The organism is Enterobacter genomosp. O (genome assembly GCF_001022965.1).
In the GTDB taxonomy this organism is placed as follows: Bacteria; Pseudomonadota; Gammaproteobacteria; order Enterobacterales; family Enterobacteriaceae; genus Enterobacter; species Enterobacter cloacae_L.
Map to the genome: position 1 here is coordinate 389,278 of NZ_LECZ01000024.1, position 23,225 is coordinate 412,502.

The 23,225-nt window shown below is 57.2% G+C and carries 23 protein-coding genes; 10 read left to right on the forward strand and 13 right to left on the reverse strand.

Going from position 1 to position 23,225, the window contains the following annotated elements:
- The first annotated feature begins 3 nt into the window (after positions 1 to 3).
- Entirely contained in the window at positions 4 to 201 is a 198-nt protein-coding gene (locus ABR39_RS09355; protein ID WP_047346706.1) for a YpfN family protein, read from the forward strand.
- Positions 202 to 239: 38 nt separating this feature from the next.
- On the opposite strand, the gene ypfH is transcribed toward ABR39_RS09355, so the two are convergent.
- From ypfH to dapA, 6 genes are all read right to left on the reverse strand, one after another.
- A complete protein-coding gene (gene ypfH / locus ABR39_RS09360; protein ID WP_039263710.1) occupies positions 240 to 935 on the reverse strand; it encodes an esterase in 696 nt (231 codons plus the stop codon).
- Positions 936 to 1,008: 73 nt separating this feature from the next.
- Positions 1,009 to 2,982 carry a tRNA(Met) cytidine acetyltransferase TmcA gene (locus ABR39_RS09365; protein ID WP_047346707.1) on the reverse strand — a complete coding sequence of 658 codons (1,974 nt, stop codon included), beginning with the start codon at positions 2,980 to 2,982 and terminating at the stop codon, positions 1,009 to 1,011.
- Positions 2,982 to 3,851 carry a KPN_02809 family neutral zinc metallopeptidase gene (gene ypfJ, locus ABR39_RS09370; RefSeq protein ID WP_047346708.1) on the reverse strand — a complete coding sequence of 290 codons (870 nt, stop codon included), beginning with the start codon at positions 3,849 to 3,851 and terminating at the stop codon, positions 2,982 to 2,984. Before ypfJ ends, ABR39_RS09365 begins: the two co-directional genes overlap by 1 nt.
- A gap of 120 nt (positions 3,852 to 3,971) precedes the next feature.
- Positions 3,972 to 4,685, reverse strand: a complete 714-nt coding sequence (purC, locus tag ABR39_RS09375) for a phosphoribosylaminoimidazolesuccinocarboxamide synthase (protein WP_008501631.1) — start codon at positions 4,683 to 4,685, stop codon at positions 3,972 to 3,974.
- 109 nt (positions 4,686 to 4,794) lie between these two features.
- A complete protein-coding gene (bamC, locus tag ABR39_RS09380; protein ID WP_047346709.1) occupies positions 4,795 to 5,829 on the reverse strand; it encodes an outer membrane protein assembly factor BamC in 1,035 nt (344 codons plus the stop codon).
- A gap of 16 nt (positions 5,830 to 5,845) precedes the next feature.
- The gene (gene dapA / locus ABR39_RS09385; RefSeq protein ID WP_047346710.1) at positions 5,846 to 6,724 is read right to left on the reverse strand and encodes a 4-hydroxy-tetrahydrodipicolinate synthase; all 879 of its coding nucleotides are present in this window, start codon (positions 6,722 to 6,724) and stop codon (positions 5,846 to 5,848) included.
- Between the two features lie 145 nt (positions 6,725 to 6,869).
- Between dapA and ABR39_RS09390 the strand changes: the two genes are divergently transcribed.
- Complete coding sequence (locus ABR39_RS09390; RefSeq protein WP_028014022.1) at positions 6,870 to 7,439, forward strand: glycine cleavage system transcriptional repressor; 570 nt, start codon at positions 6,870 to 6,872, stop codon at positions 7,437 to 7,439.
- On the forward strand, positions 7,439 to 7,909 hold the full coding sequence (gene bcp / locus ABR39_RS09395; protein ID WP_047346711.1) for a thioredoxin-dependent thiol peroxidase: 471 nt from the start codon (positions 7,439 to 7,441) through the stop codon (positions 7,907 to 7,909). The genes ABR39_RS09390 and bcp overlap by 1 nt, the downstream gene beginning before the upstream one ends.
- Positions 7,910 to 8,004: 95 nt before the next feature.
- On the opposite strand, the gene ABR39_RS09400 is transcribed toward bcp, so the two are convergent.
- Positions 8,005 to 9,069: an AI-2E family transporter gene (locus tag ABR39_RS09400; protein ID WP_047346712.1), complete on the reverse strand. Its 1,065-nt coding sequence runs from the start codon at positions 9,067 to 9,069 to the stop codon at positions 8,005 to 8,007.
- A 221-nt stretch (positions 9,070 to 9,290) separates the two neighbouring features.
- On the opposite strand from ABR39_RS09400, the gene bepA reads away from it, so the two are divergent.
- Both bepA and arsC read left to right on the forward strand, forming a co-directional pair.
- Positions 9,291 to 10,754: a beta-barrel assembly-enhancing protease gene (bepA, locus tag ABR39_RS09405; RefSeq protein ID WP_045284557.1), complete on the forward strand. Its 1,464-nt coding sequence runs from the start codon at positions 9,291 to 9,293 to the stop codon at positions 10,752 to 10,754.
- An 18-nt stretch (positions 10,755 to 10,772) separates the two neighbouring features.
- Positions 10,773 to 11,129, forward strand: a complete 357-nt coding sequence (arsC, locus tag ABR39_RS09410) for an arsenate reductase (glutaredoxin) (protein ID WP_047346713.1) — start codon at positions 10,773 to 10,775, stop codon at positions 11,127 to 11,129.
- On the opposite strand, the gene ABR39_RS09415 is transcribed toward arsC, so the two are convergent.
- Positions 11,126 to 11,950, reverse strand: coding sequence for a helix-turn-helix domain-containing protein (locus ABR39_RS09415; RefSeq protein ID WP_047346714.1), 825 nt, complete (start codon positions 11,948 to 11,950; stop codon positions 11,126 to 11,128). The two genes, arsC and ABR39_RS09415, sit on opposite strands and share 4 nt — an antisense overlap.
- A 147-nt stretch (positions 11,951 to 12,097) precedes the next feature.
- Between ABR39_RS09415 and celB the strand changes: the two genes are divergently transcribed.
- From celB to ABR39_RS09430, 3 genes are read left to right on the forward strand one after another with little or no spacing between them, the layout of a single operon-like run.
- Positions 12,098 to 13,417 carry a PTS cellobiose transporter subunit IIC gene (celB, locus tag ABR39_RS09420; protein WP_047346715.1) on the forward strand — a complete coding sequence of 440 codons (1,320 nt, stop codon included), beginning with the start codon at positions 12,098 to 12,100 and terminating at the stop codon, positions 13,415 to 13,417.
- A gap of 3 nt (positions 13,418 to 13,420) precedes the next feature.
- The gene (locus ABR39_RS09425) at positions 13,421 to 14,377 is read left to right on the forward strand and encodes a N(4)-(beta-N-acetylglucosaminyl)-L-asparaginase (RefSeq protein ID WP_047346716.1); all 957 of its coding nucleotides are present in this window, start codon (positions 13,421 to 13,423) and stop codon (positions 14,375 to 14,377) included.
- Positions 14,377 to 15,798 (forward strand): leucyl aminopeptidase family protein, encoded by a 1,422-nt coding sequence (locus tag ABR39_RS09430; RefSeq protein ID WP_047346717.1) that lies wholly within the window; start codon positions 14,377 to 14,379, stop codon positions 15,796 to 15,798. The genes ABR39_RS09425 and ABR39_RS09430 overlap by 1 nt, the downstream gene beginning before the upstream one ends.
- Positions 15,799 to 15,893: 95 nt before the next feature.
- Here the strand turns inward: ABR39_RS09430 and ABR39_RS09435 are convergent, their stop codons facing one another.
- The 5 genes from ABR39_RS09435 to bglK all read right to left on the reverse strand — a co-directional run bounded on the left by ABR39_RS09435 (position 15,894) and on the right by bglK (position 21,254).
- Positions 15,894 to 16,595: a DnaA inactivator Hda gene (locus ABR39_RS09435; RefSeq protein ID WP_216821201.1), complete on the reverse strand. Its 702-nt coding sequence runs from the start codon at positions 16,593 to 16,595 to the stop codon at positions 15,894 to 15,896.
- A 95-nt stretch (positions 16,596 to 16,690) separates the two neighbouring features.
- Complete coding sequence (uraA, locus tag ABR39_RS09440; RefSeq protein WP_047346718.1) at positions 16,691 to 17,980, reverse strand: uracil permease; 1,290 nt, start codon at positions 17,978 to 17,980, stop codon at positions 16,691 to 16,693.
- An 86-nt stretch (positions 17,981 to 18,066) separates the two neighbouring features.
- Complete coding sequence (upp, locus tag ABR39_RS09445) at positions 18,067 to 18,693, reverse strand: uracil phosphoribosyltransferase (RefSeq protein WP_008501641.1); 627 nt, start codon at positions 18,691 to 18,693, stop codon at positions 18,067 to 18,069.
- A gap of 226 nt (positions 18,694 to 18,919) precedes the next feature.
- Entirely contained in the window at positions 18,920 to 20,350 is a 1,431-nt protein-coding gene (locus tag ABR39_RS09450; RefSeq protein ID WP_047346719.1) for a 6-phospho-beta-glucosidase, read from the reverse strand.
- Between the two features lie 10 nt (positions 20,351 to 20,360).
- A complete protein-coding gene (gene bglK, locus ABR39_RS09455; protein ID WP_047346720.1) occupies positions 20,361 to 21,254 on the reverse strand; it encodes a beta-glucoside kinase BglK in 894 nt (297 codons plus the stop codon).
- 246 nt (positions 21,255 to 21,500) lie between these two features.
- Between bglK and purM the strand changes: the two genes are divergently transcribed.
- Both purM and purN read left to right on the forward strand, forming a co-directional pair.
- Complete coding sequence (gene purM, locus ABR39_RS09460) at positions 21,501 to 22,538, forward strand: phosphoribosylformylglycinamidine cyclo-ligase (protein ID WP_047346721.1); 1,038 nt, start codon at positions 21,501 to 21,503, stop codon at positions 22,536 to 22,538.
- The gene (gene purN, locus ABR39_RS09465; RefSeq protein ID WP_047346722.1) at positions 22,535 to 23,176 is read left to right on the forward strand and encodes a phosphoribosylglycinamide formyltransferase; all 642 of its coding nucleotides are present in this window, start codon (positions 22,535 to 22,537) and stop codon (positions 23,174 to 23,176) included. The genes purM and purN overlap by 4 nt, the downstream gene beginning before the upstream one ends.
- The last annotated feature ends 49 nt before the right edge of the window (positions 23,177 to 23,225 follow it).

Here is a 23,225-nt window from a genome sequence, read left to right on the forward strand (position 1 = left end):
CGAATGGACTGGCTTTCAAAGTACTGGTGGATTCTGGTGTTAGTTTTTCTGGTCGGCGTATTGCTCAACGTGATTAAAGATCTTAAGCGCGTTGACCATAAAAAATTTCTCGCCAACAAACCGGATCTTCCCCCGCACCGTGATTTTAACAACAAGTGGGACGATGACGACGACTGGCCGAAGAAGGATCAGAAGAAGTAATCGTTCTGTTTCCCCTCTCCCTGGGAGAGGGGGAAACCTCACATAAACTCTACAATATCATCGTTATCCGGCTTGCCGCCGCTGAGCGCTTCATCAAAGTAGTGCTTCGGTACGGTATAGCGCAAACGATCGAGCGCAAACTGCATGCTACGGTCGTCAATCGCGTGGCCCAACTCGTCAACGATATCCAGCGTCACATCCCCACCTTCGCGAATCAGCGCTTCCTGTGCGGCAACCGCATGCGAGAGTTCAATCACCCGGTCTTCACCACCGTGGATGAGGTGGATGGTCGTCTGCGTGGTCGCGCTGGTCGGCAGCGTCGCAAAACGGCCGTTAAATGCGATCACCCGCGAAGCCAGACCCGGCTGCGCTTTTACGCTTTCCAGCGACATGATTGACCCCTGCGAGAAGCCAATCAGCGCGGTTGCGTCGGCACCCACGCCGCTCTGCTGCTGCCAGTAGCGGACAATGTCGATAAACGTGGGCATGATGGCATCAATACGCGCCTGACGGTTCTCTTCCGTCACGCCCTGAACAGAGAACCACTGCCGTCCGTTAGGACCACATGGCTCGACGCCACCGATGCTGACAATCAATGCCTCCGGAAAAACAGGCGCAAACCAGCTGCCAATCTGACCCATATTGACGGCATTATCGCCAACGCCATGAAACAGAAGCAGTAACTGTTTAGCCGGTTTGTCAGGGCTTTGAACAACAAAATGGTCGTGTTTCATGGTGGTCTCCTTAATAGATGACCTGGATTCTACGCCTCGCGACGGGAATGACCATGCCACTTTACTGAAGAAGTCATTGAAAAAATTGCCATTGCAAAATAGCGTCTTTCAACTGCTGACAGCGAGCTTCATCAAGCCTTTCAAGAGCTTGTGCCGTTTCCGCTCGCATTCTCACCAGCAGTGCTTTTCGCCCGGGCAGGGCCAGCTCAGCGCTTAGCCGGGCATCATCCTTTTTCGCCTCAACTTTTCCGCGCAGGGCTGCAAGCGGCATATCAACGCTCTGCACCAGCCGCGTTAACGCCGCAACGGAGGTGGAAAACGCCCGGTGGGCGAAGGCGAACCCGGCCAGCTCCAGCCAGTCGTCATGATTAAGGGTAGCGTCCCAATCATCTTCCACCGGGATCTTTTCACCGTTCCAGGCCGATAACACCCGCGCATCGCGCTTCAGACGCTGCTGCGCCTGCTCGCACAGCTGACGCCCGGCCTCGCTGTGCGCCAGCAGCGCCATCGCGGTGTAGCAGCCGCTGCTGGCTTCACGATGGCTTCCCATCCGCACCAGCACAAACCCACACTGCTGCCAGAAGCGCCAAAGCTCATCGGTATAGCCAAAGCTCACCGACAGATAATCTTCCCCGCTGGCGCTGCGGATAAGCGCCTGACCAATCCCTTCCCGCTGACGGTGAGGGTGCACGGCAATGCGGGTCACGCGTCGGCCTCTGAGCGTTGCCGCCAGCGGGGAGCCGCCGTGCGCCGCCAGAGACTGCGCCACCAGGTTCCCGCGAGGACGGCGGAAGCCCGCCCATACGGCGCGGCTAAGCCCAGGGGATAACCCGCCCTCCTCTACCAGCCAGAGCGCCCCGGCGATGACCGGGTTGGCTTCGGCGACAGCAAACTGCTGCCCGGGCGCGTCCATCATGCGGCGTAAATCGAGCGGCGAGGTGCGATAGTGCGCGGCGCAGAGAAGCTCGTATACGCTCGCTGCCAGCGCCGGACGGCTTTCCCAGGCCTCCGGGGTCAAGGAAGTTAAACGCACCTCCCCTTCCGGGCGGCAGTCAATCAGCGTATCGTCAAACAGCAGCGCGTGGGCGACAACCCGCTCAAGCGGGCAGCCCGTAGCCCAGCGTACCGGCGCTGACAGGCTGTAGCGCTGCAGCCCGGCAAACCGACCGCAGAATTTAAGCAAAAATCCCCGGCCCGTCCCTTCATAGCCCTGCACCGTTGTGGTCAGCAGCACGCGCGGGAAACGGCTCACCAGCTTTTCCAGCAGCGGGCCGGGGATCGCGGCGGCTTCATCGACAATCAGCCAGTCGGCCTGGCATGAAGAGGCAAGCAGCGCGTCCGGGGCCATAAAATGAAAATGCTCTCCGGCAAAGCGGGCAATGATATCCGTGGCCCCCTTTGCCGGCGCGGTGACCACGGCGCTGCCCGCAATGCGATTCAGCAACATTCCCGCCAGAGCTGACTTTCCGCGCCCGCGCGCGGCGGTAACGGCCACGATGCCCCTCTTCATCCCCTGAAGCACATCCAGGATCTCAGCCTGCTCGCGCTGCGGCGCGCCGCTGGCGGGCTGCCAGTCGGGCGCGTCGGGTAAAGGTGGAAGGGATAAATCGCTACCCTGAAGCCAGACAATCGCATCGGGATCGGCGGCAAGGGTCCGGCAGAAATGGTGGACAAAATGCGGCGTGGCTATCGCGTCGGCGCTGTCGCTCCAGCGCAGGGAATCACCGTCAGGACGCTCGGCCCACGCGTCGAGCGGCGGAACCCGCAGCACCAGAAGACTTCCGGCGCTCAGCGTGCCGCTCAGGGCGGCAAACGCGGCGACATCAAACCCGGCGCTGGCGTTAAAGACGGCATGGCGGAACTCGCGTCCCAGCAGGCCGCTGATGGCCTGTGAAGGGTGTTCGTCCAGCCAAACCCAGTCTCCGGGTAGGGCGTCACGCAGGGCGACTGCCTGGGTTAACGTCCACTGCGCATCACCGCTGAGCACCACCAGCCGGCGATGGCCGGTGCGCTCAAGTACGCTTATCAGCTGTTCAAACGGCAGCATTACATCGCTTTGCCGAAGGTATTACACTGCGCCGGATCGCCGCTGTCGAAACCGCGTTTAAACCAGCTGTAGCGCTGCTGTGAGGTACCGTGGGTGAAGCTGTCCGGCACGACGCGCCCCTGGCTCTGCTGCTGAAGACGATCGTCACCGATAGCCTGAGCGGCATTTAACGCCTCTTCAAGGTCGCCGGATTCCAGAACACCCTGCTGCTGCATATTGTGGCCCCAGACGCCCGCGAAGCAGTCCGCCTGCAGTTCCATTTTAACGGAAAGACGGTTCACTTCAGCCTGAGAGGCATTTTGCTGAAGCTGGCGCACTTTTGGCTCAATCCCCAACAGCTTCTGCACGTGGTGACCAACTTCATGCGCGATCACGTAGCCCTGGGCAAAATCGCCGTCAGCGCCAAGCTTGCGTTTCATGTCATCGTAAAAAGAGAGATCGATATAGACGGTGCCGTCTGCCGGGCAGTAGAACGGCCCCATCACAGACTGCCCGGTACCGCATCCGGTGCGGGTTGCACCGCGATACATCACCAGCTTCGGCTGCTGGTAGGTACGCCCCATCTTCTCGAACAGCTGACTCCAGGTGTCTTCTGTTGTGGCGAGAATAACGGAGGTAAATTTAGCCGCTTCATCTTCATTCGGACTGATGGAGTGCTGAGATTGCTGCTGCTGTTGCAGCGGCTGACCGGTCATCAAGCCGGTGAGATCGACGCCGTAATACCCTGCAACCAGCACCACAATCAGCAGGATTATCCCGCCTTTGCCGCTGGGTAACCGGAAGCCGGGCCCGCCCATTGAAGGACCGCCGCCGCCATCACTGCGCCTGTCTTCTACATTGTCACTTTCACGACGCCCTTGCCAGCGCATAACCACCTCGAACTATTCCATTAATAATAGCTATGATCGTAGGCGGTTAACGGCAAGATTACCATAGGAAACAAAGGTAAGACGCCAAAGGATGTAAACATCCTTTGGCAAGTGAGGGAGTTAGTCGAGCTTAACGCCTAAACGGTGAGCAACCGCTTCGTACGCTTCAATCAGGCCACCCAGGCTCTGACGGAAGCGGTCTTTGTCCATTTTATCCAGGGTTTCTTTATCCCACAGGCGGCTACCGTCCGGTGAGAACTCATCGCCCAGCACCACTTCGCCTTTGAACAGACCAAACTCCAGCTTGAAGTCGACGAGGATCAGGCCCGCGTCATCAAACAATTTTTTCAGCACGTCGTTGGCTTTGTAGGTCAGTTCTTTCATGCGCGCCAGGTTCTCTTTATTCACCCAGCCGAAGGTTTCGCAGTAGGAATCATTGACCATAGGATCGTGCATAGCATCGTTTTTCAGGAACAGGTCGAACAACGGTGGGTTCAGTTCGATACCTTCTTCAATGCCCAGACGCTTCACCAGGGAGCCCGCTGCACGGTTACGAATAACGCACTCAACCGGAACCATATCCAGTTTTTTCACCAGACATTCCGTATCGGACAGCAACGCTTCCATCTGAGTCGGGATACCCGCTTCGGCCAGTTTGGTCATAATGAAGTGGTTGAACTTGTTGTTCACCATGCCTTTACGATCGAACTGCTCAATGCGTGCGCCATCCCCTGCTGACGTATCATTGCGGAACTCGAGCACCAACAGATCCGGGTTTTCCGTGCTGTATACGGTCTTCGCTTTGCCACGATACAACTCAGCTTGCTTCTGCATCTTCATTACTCCTGGTGTGATGATTTGTGTTCAAAACTGGGGATATTATGCCACGCACACGTTTGCGTAGCACTAAAATAAAAAGGGCTGGATTAACCAGCCCTCGTATTTATTTGCTGAATGCCGCCTGGAAGACAGCGACCAGCGCATCGTTCTGCGACTGGGTCAGCGTGTGACCTTTTGGATCGATAAACTGCAGACTGCTGCGGTTATCAAGGTCGCCTACCTGAATCTTGTAGTCACCGGAGGCAAGCTGAGGATCTTTCGCTCCCAGCTCCTGCCATGCGCTGTCGGAGAGCGGCTTGTACGTTGCCGTCATGCTGCCAGTTGAACGCGTGCTGTCGCTCACTTTCATGCCCACTTTTTCCAGCGTCGCTGGCAGACGCTGCCAGGTCTGGTTAAACGGTGCACGAACCACCAGCATTGGCAGGCCGGTATCATCCGCACCGCTTTGCACATCGAAGGTCGCGCCGTTGCGGCTCTGCGCGGCGTTGGCGGCATCGGTAGCGGTCTTATCCAGACCCGCGGCAATCACGTTCAGCATTTCGGTGCTGTAACGCTGCAGGGACGCGGCATCCGCAACCGGTTTACCCGCCTGCTCCAGGTTCAACAGCTTAACGTTAACCGCCTGCTGATAACCCTGTGGTTTTACGGAGACTTGATAGCGACCGCGATACTGCTGATCTTCATCCAGACGGTTCCATTCGATCCAGTCGGTGGTTAACGTCTGGCTGGCGTCATCGCGTTTATCGATGGTGTAGTTCTTCGACTGAATAACGCTGACAACCTGCGGCCACAGGGTGCTACCGCGCGCGCTCTCAACCATCAGCGAGGCCGTATCACCGGTGAACTGGGTACGCGCCCCGCTCACCAGCGCCAGAGGCTGTGCTGGTGGACGAATATCAAGCGCTTTACCCACCAGGCCACTGCCGTTGGTCACGGGAATATTATAATCGCCGTTCTGAATCGGCAGGATCATACCAGCCGGTGCGTGAAGTTCAGCAAGCGGGGTCGCATCCAGATAGGATTCATCACCGCTCACCTGGCGCTTGTAGCGCGAGTCTGAACTACAGGCAGCGAGCAGCATAACAAGCGAAACACTCGCAACCTTCGCCAGGCGCGACTTCTGTACTGAATAAGCCATCAAATCTCCCTAAACTTTACAGCAAACCGGCATGCTTCAGCGCTGCCTTGACGATGTCACGACCGTGGTCGGTAATCGGTGTCATTGGCAGACGCAGCGTATCGGTTGCTACAAGCCCCAACTCCTTACACGCCCATTTCACTGGGATCGGATTGGGTTCGACAAATAATTTATTGTGCAGCGGCATCAGACGCTGGTTAATGACGCGGGCTTCATCAAAGTGACCGGCTGCGGCCATTTTGCACATTTCAGCCATATCGCGCGCCGCAACGTTTGCCGTTACGGAGATCACGCCATGACCACCGAGTTGCATAAAGTCCAGCGCGGTCGCATCATCACCACTCAACAGGATAAAGTCATCTGAAACCAGCTCTTTGATCTGATGAACGCGGCTTAAGTTCCCTGTCGCCTCTTTAATACCGATAATATTTTTTACTTCCGAGAGACGACCAACGGTTTCCGGCAGCATATCGCAGCCGGTACGGGACGGCACATTATACAGAATTTGTGGCAAGTCAGTATGTTCAGCGATGGCTTTGAAGTGCTGGAACAAACCTTCCTGGGTAGGACGGTTGTAGTAAGGGGTTACCGTCAGACAGCCTACGATACCGCTGTCGTTAAAACGTTGGGTCAGACTGATAGCTTCTGCGGTCGCATTAGCCCCTGTCCCCGCGATGACCGGAATACGCCCGTCAGCCAGTTCGAGGGTCAGCATAACCACATCGCCGTGCTCTTCGTGGCTCAGCGTTGCAGATTCACCGGTAGTCCCTACCGAAACGATCGCCGAGGTTCCATTGGCGACATGGTAATCAATCAGCTTCTTCATGCTTGACCGGCAGACATTACCTTTTTCATCCATCGGTGTAACAAGCGCGACAATACTTCCCGTGAACATGAGCCATCCTCTGTGCGAACAAGAGCCTCAATGGTACGTTTGGAACTGTAATAAAAGCAAGCGACCTGAGGCCCTCAGGCGGTTGTATGCATGTTTTTTTTATGCTTTCCTTAGGAAGACTTAACCATGCAAAGGAAGAACAGGTTTGACAACCTCATCACAACATTACCTGGTTATCACTGCGCTGGGTGCCGACAGGCCGGGTATCGTGAACACCATCACCCGTCACGTAAGTAGCTGCGGCTGTAATATCGAAGACAGCCGTCTGGCAATGCTGGGCGAAGAGTTCACGTTTATTATGCTGCTTTCCGGAACATGGAATGCCATAACGCTTATCGAATCGACCCTGCCGCTGAAAGGCGCGGAGCTGGATTTGCTGATCGTGATGAAACGGACCACCGCGCGCCCGCGTCCGGCCATGCCCGCTACCGTCTGGGTGCAGGTTGAAGTCCCTGATTCCCCCCATCTGATTGAGCGCTTTACCGCGCTGTTTGACAGCCATCAGATGAACATTGCCGAGCTTGTTTCCCGCACACAGCCGGGCGACGAGAGCACGGTTCCCACGCTCTTTATTCAGATTACCGCGCACAGCCCTGCCTCACAGGATGCGTCAAATATCGAGCAAGCGTTCAAAGCCCTCTGTACAGAATTAAACGCGCAGGGCAGTATAAGCGTCGTCAATTATTCGCAGCACGAACAGGATGGAGTTGAGTAATGAATCCACTGAAAGCCGGTGACATCGCACCGAAATTTAGCTTACCGGATCAAGACGGCGAGCAAGTAAATTTGACCGACTTCCAGGGACAGCGTGTTCTGGTCTATTTCTACCCGAAAGCCATGACCCCCGGCTGCACCGTACAGGCCTGCGGCTTACGCGACAACATGGACGAGTTGAAAAAAGTCGGCGTGGAAGTGCTGGGCATCAGCACGGATAAACCGGAAAAGCTGTCACGATTTGCTGAAAAAGAGCTGCTGAACTTCACGCTGCTTTCTGATGAAGATCATCAGGTGTGCGAACAGTTCGGCATCTGGGGCGAGAAGACGTTTATGGGTAAAACCTACGACGGCATTCACCGCATCAGCTTCCTGATTGACGCTGACGGTAAAATTGAACATGTGTTTGATGACTTCAAAACCAGTAACCACCACGACGTGGTGTTGAACTGGCTGAAAGCAAGCGCCTGATAAACAGCAAAACGGCAACCTGGTTGCCGTTTTTAGTGTTTTCCCCCTCTCCCCGTGGGAGAGGGCCGGGGTGAGGGCATCAGGCCGCACAAAAACTACTTCTCTTCCACCGCCGGCACATCCGGCCACGCGTGGACCACGGCTTTAATCAGCGTGGCCAGCGGAATGGCAAAGAACACGCCCCAGAATCCCCACAGCCCGCCGAAAATCACCACGGATAAGATAATCACCAGCGGATGCAGGTTCACCGCCTCTGAGAACAGCACCGGTACCAGCAGGTTACCGTCCAGCCCCTGAATAATCAGGTACACCGCGAAGCAGCTCCAGAACTCCGTCCCAAGCCCGAACTGGAACAGCGCGACCCCCACAACCGGAATGGTCACCACAAACGCGCCGATGTACGGAATCAGGACCGACAGCCCCACCAGCACCGCCAGCAACAGCGAGTAGTTCAGGCCGAAGATCAGGAAGCCAATCCAGGTGGCTACTCCCACGACAATCATCTCCAGCACCTTGCCGCGAATGTAGTTGGTGATCTGCTGGTTCATCTCTTCCCAGACCTGCCCCGCCAGTCCGCGGTTGCGCGGTAAAACGCGCCGCACGGCGTTGAGCATCTGGTCTTTGTCTTTTACCAGGAAGAAGACCATCAGCGGAACGAGCACGAGGTAGACGGCCAGGGTGAGCAGCCCCACCAGCGACGCCAGAGAGTATTTCACCACCGAATCGCCCATCGTCATGATGCGGGCGCGCATATTTTCGGCCATCGCGTCGATGATGCCGGCGTCCATTAACGCGGGATAACGGCGCGGCAGCGTGGCGGCAAAATCAGACAGTTTATTCAGCATGCCGGGCATATCGCGAATAAGGTAAATCCCCTGCTGCCAGGCCACCGGCATCACCACGAAGGCCATCAACAGCAGGATGCCGACAAACAGCACCAGCACGATGCTGGTTGCCCAGCGGCGGGAACAGCCGATATGTTCCAGGCGCGCCGTTGGCCACTCCAGCAGGTACGCCAGTACAATCGCCACCAGCAGAGGGGCGAGCAGACCGCTGAAGAAGAACAGAATACCGAACCCGGCAACCAGAATAACCAACAAAGCAATGGCTTCCGGGTCGCTGAACCGACGCCGGTACCACTGCATTAACATTTCGAGCATACAACCCTTCCCTGAATCGAATGGCGGGAGTGAGACGGTGAATTGTATCTAACTGTCACAAAAAAGACTTTCGCTTTTTGTATCGCTGACACAATCCGCAAAAGCCTGATGAATGGGATTTTCTTCATGCGGTAACACGGCTACACTCGCAGGGCAGCAGAGATGAACGATAAGCCGGTTCATCGGTCAAATTAGCACATCCAACATACAGGACAGTGGTTATGTTCAGGCAGTTGAGAAAAACACTGGTTGCAACACTGATTGCCGCAGTGACGGTCGGTCAGGTGTTACCCGCTTTTGCTGACTCGTCCGATTCATTGCCGGACATGGGCACCACGGCAGGAAGCACGCTCTCTATTGGGCAAGAGATGCAAATGGGCGATTACTATGTTCGCCAGCTGCGCGGCAGCGCCCCGCTGATTAACGACCCTTTGCTGGTACAGTACATAAACGGGCTGGGGATGCGTCTGGTGGCGCACGCCGACTCGGTAAAAACGCCCTTCCATTTCTATTTAATTAATAATGACGAAATCAACGCCTTCGCCTTCTTTGGCGGTAACGTGGTGCTGCATTCGGCGTTATTCCGCTATTCCGATAACGAAAGCCAGCTCGCCTCGGTTATGGCGCACGAAATTTCGCACGTCACGCAGCGCCACCTGGCGCGTGCCATGGAAGACCAGAAGCGTAACGCCCCGCTCACCTGGGTGGGCGCGCTGGGCTCTATTCTGCTGGCGATGGCCAGCCCGCAGGCCGGGATGGCCGCCTTAACCGGTACGCTGGCCGGTACGCGTCAGGGGATGATCAGCTTTACCCAGCAAAACGAGCAGGAAGCGGACCGCATCGGCATTCAGGTGCTACAGCGTTCGGGCTTCGACCCGCAGGCCATGCCGAGCTTCCTGGAAAAACTGCTCGATCAGGCGCGTTATTCTTCCCGCCCGCCGGAAATTCTGCTCACGCACCCGCTTCCGGAAAGCCGCCTGTCGGATGCGCGCAACCGTGCCAACCAGATGCGTCCGGTCGTGGTCCAGTCTTCGCAGGATTTCTACATGGCGAAAGTGAGAACGCTGGGGATGTACAATTCCGGGCGTAACCAGCTCACCAGCGACCTGCTGGATGCCCTGGCGAAAGGCAACGTGCGTGAGAAAAACGCCGCGCAGTATGGTCAGGCGCTACAGGCGATGGAAGCCAGCAAATACGACGAGGCGCGTAAGGCGCTGCAGCCGCTTCTGGCTGCCGACCCGAATAACCCGTGGTATCTCGATCTCTCGACGGATATCGATCTGGGGCAGAAGAAACCTGCCGATGCGATTAACCGCCTGAAAGGGGCGAAAGACGTCCGTACCAACCCGGTGCTGCAGCTTAACCTGGCGAATGCTTACTTACAGGGCGGCCAGCCGGGGGAAGCGGCGACCATTCTAAACCGCTACACCTTTAATAATAAAGACGATCAAAACGGCTGGGACCTGCTCGCACAGGCGGAAGCTCAGCTGGGCAACCGCGATCAGGAGCTGGCAGCGCGTGCCGAAGGCTTTGCCCTGGTGGGGCGCCTCGATCAGGCGATTTCCACGCTCAGCAGCGCCAGCGCGCAGGTTAAACTCGGCAGCCTCCAGCAGGCCCGTTATGACGCGCGAATCGACCAGCTGCGCGGCCTGCAGCAGCGCTTTAAGCCTTACGAGAAGATGTAATAAAGGAGAATCCACGTCATGACAGACGCCGTAAAAATCTATCACAACCCTCGCTGCTCCAAGAGCCGCGACACCCTGAGCCTGCTGAAGTCTAACGGCGTTGAGCCGGAGGTGGTGCTGTATCTCGAGACTCCACCCGACGCGCAGACCGTTCGCCAGCTGCTACACATGCTGGGGATGGGCAGTGCAAGAGAGCTGATGCGCAAGAAAGAAGATCTGTATAAGTCGCTTAATCTGGACGACAGCCGTCTCACCGAGACGGAGCTGGTACAGGCGATGGTTGACAATCCAAAGCTGATTGAGCGACCGATTGTGGTGGCAAACGGCCAGGCACGCATTGGCCGCCCGCCGGAAGACGTGCTCGAAATCCTCTAACCGTTACGCCGCAGCGCTTCGAGAAAGGCCTGCGGCGTACTCTCTCCCAACTTTTTCTGCGCTTTTCCCCGGTTGTAAAATTCGCAAAGCTTAATCAACAGCTCGCCTGCCGGCTCGCTGTTCAGGCGTGGAATGATGTCGCATAGCGGCAGAGCAACCTGAACGGCGCGGTATTGCTGCGGGTTCACTTTCACGACGGCGCTGCCTTCCGGTCGGTTAACATCCAACCCAAAAGTCTCAACAGATTGAATATCAGCCGGACAGGCTTTCAGCGCGTCGTTTACCCAGCGGGTCAGCAGCGGCGGAGATATGCCCGCATACAGCCGGGCGTAGCACCAACCGCTCACGGGTTCACGCGCCCAGAGCAGATGCTGTTCCCCGCCATCGTCCATATGCAGCGACAGAGGCAGATGATGCAGCAGAAGTTTCTGCGGCACGATGCCCGCCATCAGCGCTTTTTTCCCCTGCAGCGGCGCGCTCTTTTGCTTTACCGAAGCCGGCTTAAGGTAACGGTTCAGGGTCGCACGAGAGACGGCGATCCCGAGTCCGTCATTGACCATCAGCAGCAGTTCGTCCAGCGGTGCGCCCGTGACTTCACGTAAAGCATTGACCAGCGCAACCTGCTCCTGTCTCAGCGCCTTGTGTATCACTTTTGGCGTTGTCTGGTTATCCGTAATCTGCTCGCGGTTGCGCCAGCGCCTGACGGTCGTGACAGATATCCCAAGTTCGGCCGCCAGCTCCCTGTCGCTTTTATCGGACTGCTGGAGATAGCGGCGAATGCGTGGCGTGGTGGTGGCATTGGCATGCAGTTTAATTTCCATTGCTACAATTCCGTTAACTAATCATATGAGATTTATATAGCACAGGCGGTTGCTTTGTGACCGATTTCACCTTTCGCGCGCCACGCTTCACTGATAATCCACAGACATAACATAAACCGCACCACTCAATCTTGTACGGAGTTCACAATGAACAATGTTCTGGGATTTCTCGAAGCAAAGCTGATGCCGCTGGCGGCCAAAACGGCACAGCAGCGGCATCTCGGGGCCATTCGCGGCGCCTACGTGTCGTTCATGCCTTTTATCATCGTCGGTTCTATTCTGCTGGTGATCTCCTCGTTCCCGAATCAAACCTATCAGCAGTTTATGTCTCAGGCCTTTGGTGCCAGCTGGAGCGCCATCATCGAAATTCCGTTCAACGCGGTGTTCTCGACCATGTCGCTGTTTATCAGCTTTCTGGTGGCTTTCCGCCTGGCCGAACACTACGGCGAAGACCGCATCTCCTGCGGCATTCTGGCGCTGGTCGCGTTTCTGATCCTGACGCCGTTTATCAAAGTGGCGGAGAACGGCGGGATCACCGTAATGCCGGTAGAGTGGATTGGCAGTAAAGGGCTGTTCGTGGCGATGATTGGCTCGCTGCTGTGGACGGAGCTGTTCTGCTGGCTCAAGCGCAAGAATCTGGTCATCAAAATGCCGGACGGCGTGCCGCCAGCGGTGCAGGAGTCTTTTGCGGCGCTGATCCCGGCCCTGTTGGTCATGATTCTGGTGCTGATTATCCGCATCGTCTTTGAAAACACCCACTACAACACGATTCATCAGTTTATTTATGAGGTGGTTGCCACACCGGTGCGTCACTACGGCACCTCTTACTTTGGCGCGCTGATGACGGTATTCAGCATCACCATCCTGTGGTCAGTGGGCATTAACTCCGGCTCGATGATCAACGGCATTATTCGCCCCCTGTGGATGGAAAACCAGACCGATAACATCGCGGCCATTCAGGCAGGCGCCACGCCGCCGCACATTATTACGGAACAGTTTTTTGACATGATCTGGATGGGTGGCGCGGGAGCTACGCTGTCGCTGGTCATTGCAATGCTGATTTTCGCCCGCAGCAAAAACATGCGGGAAGTCGCGCGACTGGGCGCAGGGGCGTCGGTGTTTAACATCAACGAACCGATTCTGTTTGGCCTGCCCGTGATCATGAACCCGATCATGCTTATCCCCTTCAATCTTGTCCCGCTGGTGCTGGTCACCGTGCAGTATGCCGCCATGAAAATTGGCGCGGTCGCTGTGACCACCGGGGTCTTTATTCCCTGGACGCTGCCGCCGGTGATCAGCGGTTTCATCGTCACCGGGCATCTCAGCGGCAGCGTGATGCAGCTTATCAACCTGCTGATTGGCGCCATGCTGTATCTGCCTTTTATGCGCATTGTGGACAAGCAGTACCGCGCGGCGGAAGTGGCTACCGCGACGCAAACCGACACGACACTTGCAAAACAGGAGTAAAGCATGTGGGGTATTATTGCCACCTGGCGAATGGCGCTTGAAGGCGTCACGGAGTCGGCGTCTGCGCTGGCTGCGGGAAAACCGGTCTCTGCGGCAGTGGTTGATGCCGTTGCCGCCGTCGAGGACTTTCCGTTTTACAAATCCGTCGGCTACGGCGGCCTGCCCACCGAAAATGGCGAGGTTGAGCTGGACGCTGCCTACATGGACGGCGACACGCTGGCGTTTGGTGCCGTGGGCAATCTGGTTGATATCGCCAACCCGGTGCGCGTGGCGCAGGCGCTTAGTCGCCAGCGCTACAACAGCCTGCTGGTCGGCCAGGGCGCGCGCGAATGGGCGCTGAGCCAGGGTTTTGCCGACAAAACCATGCTCACCGACCGCGCCATGCAGCATTACCGCAAGCGCTGTCGGGAGACGCTGGATAAGGGCTTAAGCCCGTACGACGGCCACGACACCGTCGGCATTATCGGCCTTGATAAACAGGGGTCGATGAGCGTCGCCACCTCCACCAGCGGCCTGTTTATGAAAAAACGCGGCCGACTCGGCGATTCGCCAATTATCGGTTCCGGCTTTTACTGCGACAGCGAAACCGGCGCCGCCACCGCCACGGGCGTGGGGGAAGATTTGATGAAGGGCTGTACCAGCTATGAAATCGTTCGCCGCATGGCGCAGGGCATGACGCCGCAGCAGGCGGCGGATTCAGTGGTGTTCGAGCTGGAAGACAGGCTGATGTCGCGCTTTGGCCGCGTGGGCGATCTCTCCGTCGTGTGCATGAATAACAAAGGCGAGTTCGGCGCGGCGACGAATATCAAAACTTTCTCGTTTGTGGTTGCCACCGCCCGCCAGCCGCTTACCGTATTTCGCACCGAGCGCCGGCAGGAGAAAACGCACTATCACGCCGTCGATGACGAATGGATGCAGGCCTACGCCGCGCGGATCCGCGCGCCGATTGAGGAACAATGATGATTACGTATCAGTTCATTACCGCACTTTCAGAGGCAGAACCGCAGAGCCATGTCATCGCCCGCGCCTCCTGTACCCATTTGCCGGACACTGCGCTAGTCGCGGAAATGCGCACGTCTGACGGCATCGCCGACGCCCGCTTCGGCTGCACCCCGTATGCCCGAATAACCCTGCTGCCCGATGCGCTCTGGCAGGACAGCCTGACCGAAGGGCTGCTCGCGGCGCTGCGCCCGCTGCTGGCCTCTCCCGTCAGCCCTCATGCGGTACTGGACGTCACGAACATCGACGACGTTGTGCTGGTACAGGTGCTGCGTTTTCTCTTTAACCAGGCGCACAGGCTGAGTGATTTGCAGCTGAAGAAAACCGCCAGCGACGTTCGTCTTGAGCAGATTACCGCGCTCTGCCTGCCGGAACAGCGGGACAAGCTGGAAGCTATCTTCCGCCAGCAGCAGGCTATCGCCCGGGGTATGGTCTGCGCGCGTCGTCTGGCGGATATCCCTTCCGACCGCTGCACGCCGCAGTTTGTGGTCGAAGAGGCGCAAAAACTATGTGTTGCCTTCCCTGCCCTGCGGTGCGAGGTGCTCAACGAAACAGACATTGTTGAGCAAGGCCTGGGGCTCCTTCATGCCGTCGGTAAAGGCGCCTCCTCCCCGCCGAGGATGCTGGCGATTCACTATGACGGTGTTTCTGACGGTCCGGTGCGCTGCTACGTAGGAAAAGGCATTACCTTTGATACCGGGGGACTGTGGCTAAAGGAAGGCGCAGGCATGTACACCATGAAATACGACATGTGCGGCGCGGCTAACGTGCTGGGATTGATGCTGACCGTCGCAGAGCTTGGCCTTCCCGTTCGCATCATGGGCGTGCTGGCGCTGGCGGAAAACGCCATAGGTCCGGACGCCATGCAGCCCGGCACGGTGGCGAGGGCCTGCAACGGCACTACGGTTGAAATCAACAACACCGATGCCGAAGGCCGACTGGTGCTGGCGGACGCCATCGCCTGGGCCAGCCAGCGCCATCCGCAGGCGCGCTATATTATTGATATGGCGACGCTAACGGGTGCGGTGGTGAAAGCCCTGGGGTATGAGCTGAGCGGGCTGATGACCCAGGATGAACCGCTGCGCGCGGCGCTGACGCAGGCGGGTAAACGGAGCGGCGACGAAGTGTGGTCCCTGCCGCTGGACGCGCGGCTGAAAAAGCAGACCGACAGCGCCATCGCCGATCTGTGCAACACCCCGACCAACAATGCGGCAATCAGTGCCTCGGCGGCGTGGCTGCTGCATCACTTCTGCCCGCCGACCATTCCGTGGGCGCATCTGGATATCAGCGGTACCGCGCTGTGGCGTGAAAGCGGACGAAGCGTGGCGTCGGGGAGGCCGATTCCGCTGTTGATGGAGCATTTATTGGGGGATAGTGCCTGAATGTTTTGCCGGGTGGCGGCTGCGCCTTACCCGGCCTACATATCGTGGCGGGTTTTCGTAGGCCCGGTAAGCGCAGCGCCACCGGGCGAACAACCTCAAAGCTTGAGAATATCTTTCACAAACGGAATGGTCAGCTTGCGCTGGGCGGTAATGGAGGCGCGATCGAGCTGATCGAGCGTGTCAAACAGCGTGCGCATTTCCCTGTCCAGACGCTTGAGCAGGAAACGGCCCACGTCCTCCGGCAGCTCAAATCCACGCTGCTTTGCGCGAAGCTGTAACGCCTGAAGCTTATCTTCATCCGACAGTGGCTGGAGCTTATAGATTTGTCCCCAGTCCAGACGAGACGCCAGGTCCGGTAGACCAAGGTTAAGCTGGCGCGGCGGGCGATCGCCGGTGATCAGCAGCCGGGTTTTTCCCGATTCCAGAATGCGGTTATAGAGGTTAAAGATCGCCATTTCCCACGGCTCATCCCCCGCCACGCATTCGATATTATCGATGCAGACCAGTGAGAGATGTTCCATTCCCTCCAGCACGTCAGGCACAAACCAGGTACGTTTATCCAGCGGCACATAGCCTACCGCATCACCCCGCGCGGAAAGCTCCGCACAGGCGGCATGCAACAGGTGGCTGCGCCCCGCGCCTTCGCGTGACCAGATATAGATGTATCCGCTGTGATCCTGGCGCAGCACGTTTTGCAGTGCAGCCAGTAAAGAGGGGTTATCACCCGGCCAGAAACTCGCGAAAGTTTCGTCGTCAGGGAGATAGAGTGGCAGAGAGAGCTGTGCCGGTCCGTTCAGAAGTACCTCAACCAGATCTTACATAAAATCGGAACGGAGTTTAACACGGAACCTGCGAGGAGAGAACCGGGCGATCCTTCGCCCGGCCAATACGATCAGTGTGACGCTTTTTCGCTGTCGTCAGCGTCCAGTATCTCTTCTTCCGGGCGGATCACAGAGATCAGCTTGAAGATAAGGCTCAGACCCACGCCCACGATAGTCGCCAGCGCCATGCCTTTCAGCTCGGCCGCGCCGATGTGTACCTTCGCACCGCTCACGCCGATGATCAGGATCACCGAGGTCAGGATCAGGTTCTGCGCCTTGCTGTAATCCACTTTGGATTCAATCAGCACGCGAATACCGGACGCGCCGATCACACCGTACAGCAGCAGAGAGACGCCGCCCATTACCGGCACCGGAATGATCTGGATAGCGGCCGCCAGCTTACCGACGCAGGAGAGCAGAATGGCAATGATCGCCGCGCCGCCGATAACCCAGGTACTGTAGACGCGGGTAATCGCCATCACGCCGATGTTCTCACCGTAGGTAGTGTTTGGCGTAGAGCCAAAGAACCCGGAGATAATGGTCGAGAAGCCGTTAGCAAACATGGAGCGGTGCAGGCCCGGGTCGCGGATTAAATCGCGCTTGACGATGTTCGCCGTCACCACCAGGTGGCCGACGTGCTCCGCAATCACCACCAGCGCCGCGGGCAGAATGGTGAAGATAGCAAACCATTCGAAGCGCGGGGTGTAGAAGGTTGGCAGAGCGAACCAGTGCGCCTGAGCGATGGGGGTAGTATCCACCACGCCCATTGCGAAGGAGAGCGCATAGCCCGCCAGCACGCCGATCAGGATCGGGATAATCGCCATGAAGCCGCGGAACAGCACGGAGCCAAACACCGTTACGCCCAGCGTCACCAGAGAGATGATAATGGTTTTGGTATCCGGTGACTGACCGTCAGCAGGCAGCAGACCAGCCATATTCGCCGCCACGCCCGCCAGCTCCAGACCGATGACCGCAACGATGGCACCCATCGCGGCAGGCGGGAACATGACGTCCAGCCAGCCGGTGCCGGCTTTCTTCACAATGAAGGAGACCACGCAGAACAGGACGCCACACATGATAAACCCGCCCAGCGCCACTTCATAACCCAACGGCAGCAGCAGCAGAACCGGCGAGATAAACGCGAAGCTCGACCCCAGATACGCCGGGATTTTGCCTTTACAGATAAAGAGGTACAGCAGCGTACCGATACCGTTAAACAGCAGCACGGTAGCCGGGTTAATGTGAAACAGGATTGGCACCAGCACGGTCGCGCCAAACATGGCGAACAGGTGCTGCAAACTAAGCGGGATAGTCTGTAAAAGCGGCGGTCTTTCACTCACCCCGATAGCACGGCGCGTCATAGTGTTTTCCTCTGAGTAGTATTGTTGTTGGTGTTTTATTCAAAAAAAAGCCGACTATCAAAGTCGGCTTATTTATCGTTATTCGATTATTTCGTACCAAAGATCTTATCGCCGGCATCGCCCAGCCCCGGGATGATGTACCCGTGCTCGTTCAGCCCCTGGTCGATAGATGCGGTATACAGCTCAACGTCCGGGTGCGCTTTTTCCAGCGCCGCGATCCCTTCCGGTGCCGCAACCAGCACCAGCACCTTGATGCTGCTGCAGCCCGCTTTTTTCAGCAGGTCGATGGTAGCGATCATTGAACCGCCGGTCGCCAGCATCGGGTCAACCACCAGCGCCATACGCTCGTCGATGTTAGACACCAGCTTCTGGAAGTAAGGAACCGGCTCCAGCGTCTCTTCATTACGGTAGATCCCGACCACGCTGATACGCGCGCTTGGCACGTGCTCCAGCACGCCTTCCATCATGCCGAGACCGGCACGCAGGATTGGCACAACGGTAATTTTCTTACCTTTGATCTGCTCAACCTGCACCGGGCCGTTCCAGCCTTCGATGGTGACTTTTTCTGTTTCCAGATCGGAGGTCGCTTCGTAGGTCAGCAGGCTGCCGACTTCAGAGGCCAGTTCGCGAAAACGCTTCGTGCTGATGTCATGCTCACGCATCAGGCCCAACTTGTGTTTAACGAGTGGGTGTTTCACTTCCACAATCTTCATTCTCTTTCTCCTCTGAGGTGGCATCCGCAAAAAAATCGCGGGATTATACCGCTTTTTTCGGATTAGGCCATACCCATCTTGCTTGACGTATATCAAGCAAAGTGATTTAGAGACAAAAAAACCGGAGGCGAAACTCCGGCTTGGGTGCGGGGTTATGCCGGGTGGCGCTAACGCTTACCCGGCCTACACGTCCCGTAGGCCCGGTAAGCGCAGCGCCACCGGGCAATTATAGCTGCTCGCCGTTGCTCGCAATCACCTGCTTATACCAGTCGAACGACTTCTTCTTGCTGCGGTTCAGCGTGCCGTTTCCTTCATTGTCTTTATCGACAAAGATAAAGCCGTAGCGCTTTTTCATTTCGCCCGTACCGGCAGAAACGAGGTCGATACAGCCCCACGGGGTATACCCCATCAGGTCTACACCATCTTCCACCACCGCTTTTTTCATCTCGCTGATGTGTGCGGCCAGGTAGTCAATGCGGTACTGGTCGTCCACCGTGCCGTCGCTCTCCTGCACGTCGATAGCGCCAAAGCCGTTCTCAACGATGAACAGCGGCAGCTGATAGTGATCCCAGAACCAGTTCAGGGAGTAGCGCAGCCCTACCGGGTCAATCTGCCAGCCCCAGTCGGATTTCTGCACGTACGGGTTAGAGACCAGGCTCTTGCTCTCGTCGTAATCCAGCTGCGGATTATCCGCCGTCGCTTTGGTGGCGAAAGACATGTAATAGCTGAACCCGATGTAGTCCACGCAGCCCTGCGTCAGCGCCGCTTTATCTTCTTCAGTAATATCCAGCGCGAAACCGCGACGCTCAAAGTAGTTGAGCAGATGCTGCGGATACTTGCCGCGCACGTGAACGTCGGTGAACCAGTAGCGACGGTGCATGGCGTTCATCGCCATCATCATATCGTCCGGCGCGCAGGTCAGCGGATAGATAGGACACATGGCAATCATGCAGCCGATCTGCAGCGACGGGTTAATCTCGCGCCCCGCCTTCACCGCCAGGGCGCTCGCCACCAGCTCATAGTGCGCGGCCTGGAACATCACCGGCTCGCGGTCTTCACCCGGCTCATACTTCAGCCCGGAATTGGTGAACGGCGCAAAGTCTTCGTGGAAGTTGGCCTGGTTGTTGATCTCGTTGAAGGTCATCCAGTACTTCACTTTATGCTGGTAGCGCTGGAAAACGACGTGTGCGAAGCGAACAAAAAAGTCGATCAGCTTACGGTTGCGCCATCCGCCGTACTCCGTGACCAGATGGAAAGGCATTTCGAAGTGAGAGAGCGTGATAACCGGCTCGATGCCGTATTTAAGGCATTCGTCGAACAGATCGTCATAGAACTTCAGGCCCGCTTCGTTAGGCTCAAGCTCGTCCCCTTTGGGGAAAATACGCGTCCAGGCAATAGAGGTACGGAAGCATTTGAACCCCATCTCGGCAAAGAGCCTGATGTCTTCCTTATAGCGATGGTAGAAATCGATGGCTTCGTGGTTCGGGTAGTTTTTCCCTGGCAGCACGCCGTTGGTGATTTCACGCGGTACGCCGTGCGCGCCGGCGGTCATGACGTCGGCGACGCTCACCCCTTTGCCGCCCTCTTTCCAGCCGCCTTCCAGCTGATGCGCGGCAACCGCGCCGCCCCACAGAAAACCTGCTTTAAATCCTGACATACTCTTTCCCTCATTCGATGTTGCGGATTGCTGACGGATACTGCTGTCTGAAGTGGTAAACCGCGCCAATTAACCCGGCACGGTTGCCGTGGCTGACAACATCGGCGATATCCGCGATGCCAAACCACGCGAGATGGGTGCGAAGCAAATCCATAAACCCGGGCCGCTCCGCAATTCCGCCGCCAATGAAAATGGTCTGCGGATCGAAAACATTCGCCAGGTTATAGAGACCTGTCGCAATGCCGTTAAGAAAATCATCCACCAGGCGACGGCATGCGGCGTCGCCTGCGTCATAACCGTCAAAAATGGCTTCGCCGGTCACGTCATCCAGCGCCAGCCCGTGACAATCGGCGTAACGCTTGCGAAGGGTGCGTAACGTGCAGTTTTCATTCATGGAGTGGCGGGCAACGCGTCTTGAGTCCGCCCTTTCCGTGAGCATGTAGCCGAATTCCCCGGCGCGAAAACGCGCCCCGTGAACCAGCTTGCCGTTGCAGAAAATCGCCCCGCCGATCCCGGTGCCGATGGTCAACACCAGAAAGTTATCGATATCCGTCGCCTTGCCCTGCCAGCGCTCCGCCAGCAGCACGCAGTTAGCGTCATTCTCGACAGTGACCGGTAATCCCGTTTGCGCCTCAAGCCAGGCTTTCATCGCAAACTGATCGAAGCGGCGAATCGCCCCGCCCATCTCGATAAACCCGGTATGCGGATTCACATACCCCGGCGCGCTGACGGCGATCCCCGCAAGCCCGGGATGCGCCGCCACCCAGCTCAGCATCTGCGAAAGGATGGCCTCGCCGTCGCTATTCTTAATGGCGGCCTTATCCCTCTGCAGCAGCGCTCCCTGCCCTGTCGCGATACCCATTTTTAATGCAGTGCCACCAATATCAAATGCGGCGATGTTCATGCCTTCATCCCTCCTGAATGAAACTGAAACCGGTTTCAGTTTATGATGTTCATTCCGCAAACCGCTTGCAAGCAGATCGCCGAAACCGGTTTCATTTTCGTGAACGGAGTCAAGTTTGCGCGCCGTCAGAGACGCAACATAAAAAAAAATCCTCTCGCCGAGAATAGGCTCGCAAACGTTTGCCTGGACTGTTAGAATTGCGCCGATTTTTCTTACTAGCTATGCAATCGCGTGGGGACTTGAGCCGTGACCAACAAAACTTCTCTCAGCTACAAAGATGCCGGTGTTGATATTGACGCAGGTAATGCGCTGGTTGACCGAATCAAAGGTGTGGTGAAAAAAACCCGCCGCCCGGAAGTGATGGGTGGTCTGGGTGGATTCGGCGCACTGTGCGCGCTGCCGCAAAAATATCGTGAACCTGTTCTGGTCTCGGGTACTGACGGTGTAGGCACAAAGCTGCGCCTGGCGATGGATTTAAAACGTCACGACACGATCGGTATCGATCTGGTCGCGATGTGCGTAAACGACCTGGTGGTTCAGGGTGCAGAGCCGCTGTTCTTCCTCGATTATTACGCGACCGGCAAACTGGACGTGGATACCGCAGCCAGCGTGATTAGCGGCATCGCCGAAGGCTGTCTGCAGTCAGGCTGTGCACTGGTCGGCGGTGAAACCGCGGAAATGCCGGGCATGTATCACGGCGAAGATTATGACGTCGCAGGCTTCTGCGTCGGCGTGGTAGAAAAATCAGAAATTATCGACGGCAGCAAAGTGGCCGATGGCGACGTGCTGATCGCCCTGGCCTCCAGCGGCCCGCACTCTAACGGCTACTCTCTGGTGCGTAAAATCCTTGAGGTGAGCGGCTGCGACCCACTGACCACCGAGCTTGAAGGTAAACCGCTGGCCGACCATCTGCTGGCACCGACCCGCATCTACGTGAAAAACGTGCTTGAGCTTATCGAGAACGTTGACGTTCACGCTATTGCTCACCTGACCGGCGGCGGCTTCTGGGAAAACATTCCGCGCGTGCTGCCAGACAACACCCAGGCGGTGATCGACGAATCGTCATGGCAGTGGCCAGCCGTCTTCAACTGGCTGCAGACCGCAGGCAACGTGAGCTCTCACGAAATGTACCGCACCTTTAACTGCGGCGTGGGTATGGTTATCGCCCTGCCGGCAAGCGAAGCGGATAAAGCGGTTAAGCTGCTGACGGAGAAAGGTGAAAACGCGTGGAAAATCGGTACGATTAAAGCTTCCGATTCCGAACAGCGTGTGGTCATTGAATGAAAAACATCGTGGTGCTCATTTCCGGCAACGGAAGCAATTTGCAGGCGATAATTGACGCCTGCAAACAGAAGAAAATCAACGGCACCATTCGGGCAGTATTCAGCAACAAGGCCGATGCGTTCGGCCTTGAGCGCGCGCGGGAAGCGAATATTCCCGCGCACGCGCTGGAAGCCAGCCAGTTTGCCGGTCGCGAAGCCTTTGACCGCGAGCTGGTTCAGGAGATTGATGCCTACGCCCCTGACGTCGTGGTGCTGGCGGGGTATATGCGTATTCTGAGCCCGGCTTTTGTCGCGCATTACGCCGGACGTCTGCTGAATATTCACCCTTCGCTTCTGCCGAAATATCCCGGCATGCACACCCATCGTCAGGTTCTGGAAAACGGTGATGAAGAGCATGGCACTTCCGTGCATTTCGTTACCGACGAGCTGGACGGCGGTCCGGTGATCCTGCAGGCGAAAGTCCCGGTCTTTGACGGCGACAGCGAAGAAGACGTGACCGAACGCGTGCAGAGCCAGGAGCATGCCATTTACCCGCTGGTGGTCAGCTGGTTTGTTGACGGGCGTCTGGCAATGCGCGACGGCGCAGCATGGCTGGATGGCGTTAAGTTACCCCCGCAGGGCTATGCGGCGGAAGAGTAGTTGGTTATGTCGGGGAGCGCTGCCGCGCTTACCCGACCTGTACATTGCA

Coding starts and splice junctions, on each gene's coding strand:
- ABR39_RS09355 (WP_047346706.1), top strand. CDS start 4: ATGGACTGGCTTTCAAAGTACTGGTGGATTCTGGTGTTAGTTTTTCTG.
- ypfH (WP_039263710.1), bottom strand. CDS start 935: ATGAAACACGACCATTTTGTTGTTCAAAGCCCTGACAAACCGGCTAAA.
- ABR39_RS09365 (WP_047346707.1), bottom strand. CDS start 2,982: ATGCTGCCGTTTGAACAGCTGATAAGCGTACTTGAGCGCACCGGCCAT.
- ypfJ (WP_047346708.1), bottom strand. CDS start 3,851: ATGCGCTGGCAAGGGCGTCGTGAAAGTGACAATGTAGAAGACAGGCGC.
- purC (WP_008501631.1), bottom strand. CDS start 4,685: ATGCAGAAGCAAGCTGAGTTGTATCGTGGCAAAGCGAAGACCGTATAC.
- bamC (WP_047346709.1), bottom strand. CDS start 5,829: ATGGCTTATTCAGTACAGAAGTCGCGCCTGGCGAAGGTTGCGAGTGTT.
- dapA (WP_047346710.1), bottom strand. CDS start 6,724: ATGTTCACGGGAAGTATTGTCGCGCTTGTTACACCGATGGATGAAAAA.
- bcp (WP_047346711.1), top strand. CDS start 7,439: ATGAATCCACTGAAAGCCGGTGACATCGCACCGAAATTTAGCTTACCG.
- ABR39_RS09400 (WP_047346712.1), bottom strand. CDS start 9,069: ATGCTCGAAATGTTAATGCAGTGGTACCGGCGTCGGTTCAGCGACCCG.
- bepA (WP_045284557.1), top strand. CDS start 9,291: ATGTTCAGGCAGTTGAGAAAAACACTGGTTGCAACACTGATTGCCGCA.
- arsC (WP_047346713.1), top strand. CDS start 10,773: ATGACAGACGCCGTAAAAATCTATCACAACCCTCGCTGCTCCAAGAGC.
- ABR39_RS09415 (WP_047346714.1), bottom strand. CDS start 11,950: ATGGAAATTAAACTGCATGCCAATGCCACCACCACGCCACGCATTCGC.
- celB (WP_047346715.1), top strand. CDS start 12,098: ATGAACAATGTTCTGGGATTTCTCGAAGCAAAGCTGATGCCGCTGGCG.
- ABR39_RS09425 (WP_047346716.1), top strand. CDS start 13,421: ATGTGGGGTATTATTGCCACCTGGCGAATGGCGCTTGAAGGCGTCACG.
- ABR39_RS09430 (WP_047346717.1), top strand. CDS start 14,377: ATGATTACGTATCAGTTCATTACCGCACTTTCAGAGGCAGAACCGCAG.
- uraA (WP_047346718.1), bottom strand. CDS start 17,980: ATGACGCGCCGTGCTATCGGGGTGAGTGAAAGACCGCCGCTTTTACAG.
- upp (WP_008501641.1), bottom strand. CDS start 18,693: ATGAAGATTGTGGAAGTGAAACACCCACTCGTTAAACACAAGTTGGGC.
- ABR39_RS09450 (WP_047346719.1), bottom strand. CDS start 20,350: ATGTCAGGATTTAAAGCAGGTTTTCTGTGGGGCGGCGCGGTTGCCGCG.
- bglK (WP_047346720.1), bottom strand. CDS start 21,254: ATGAACATCGCCGCATTTGATATTGGTGGCACTGCATTAAAAATGGGT.
- purN (WP_047346722.1), top strand. CDS start 22,535: ATGAAAAACATCGTGGTGCTCATTTCCGGCAACGGAAGCAATTTGCAG.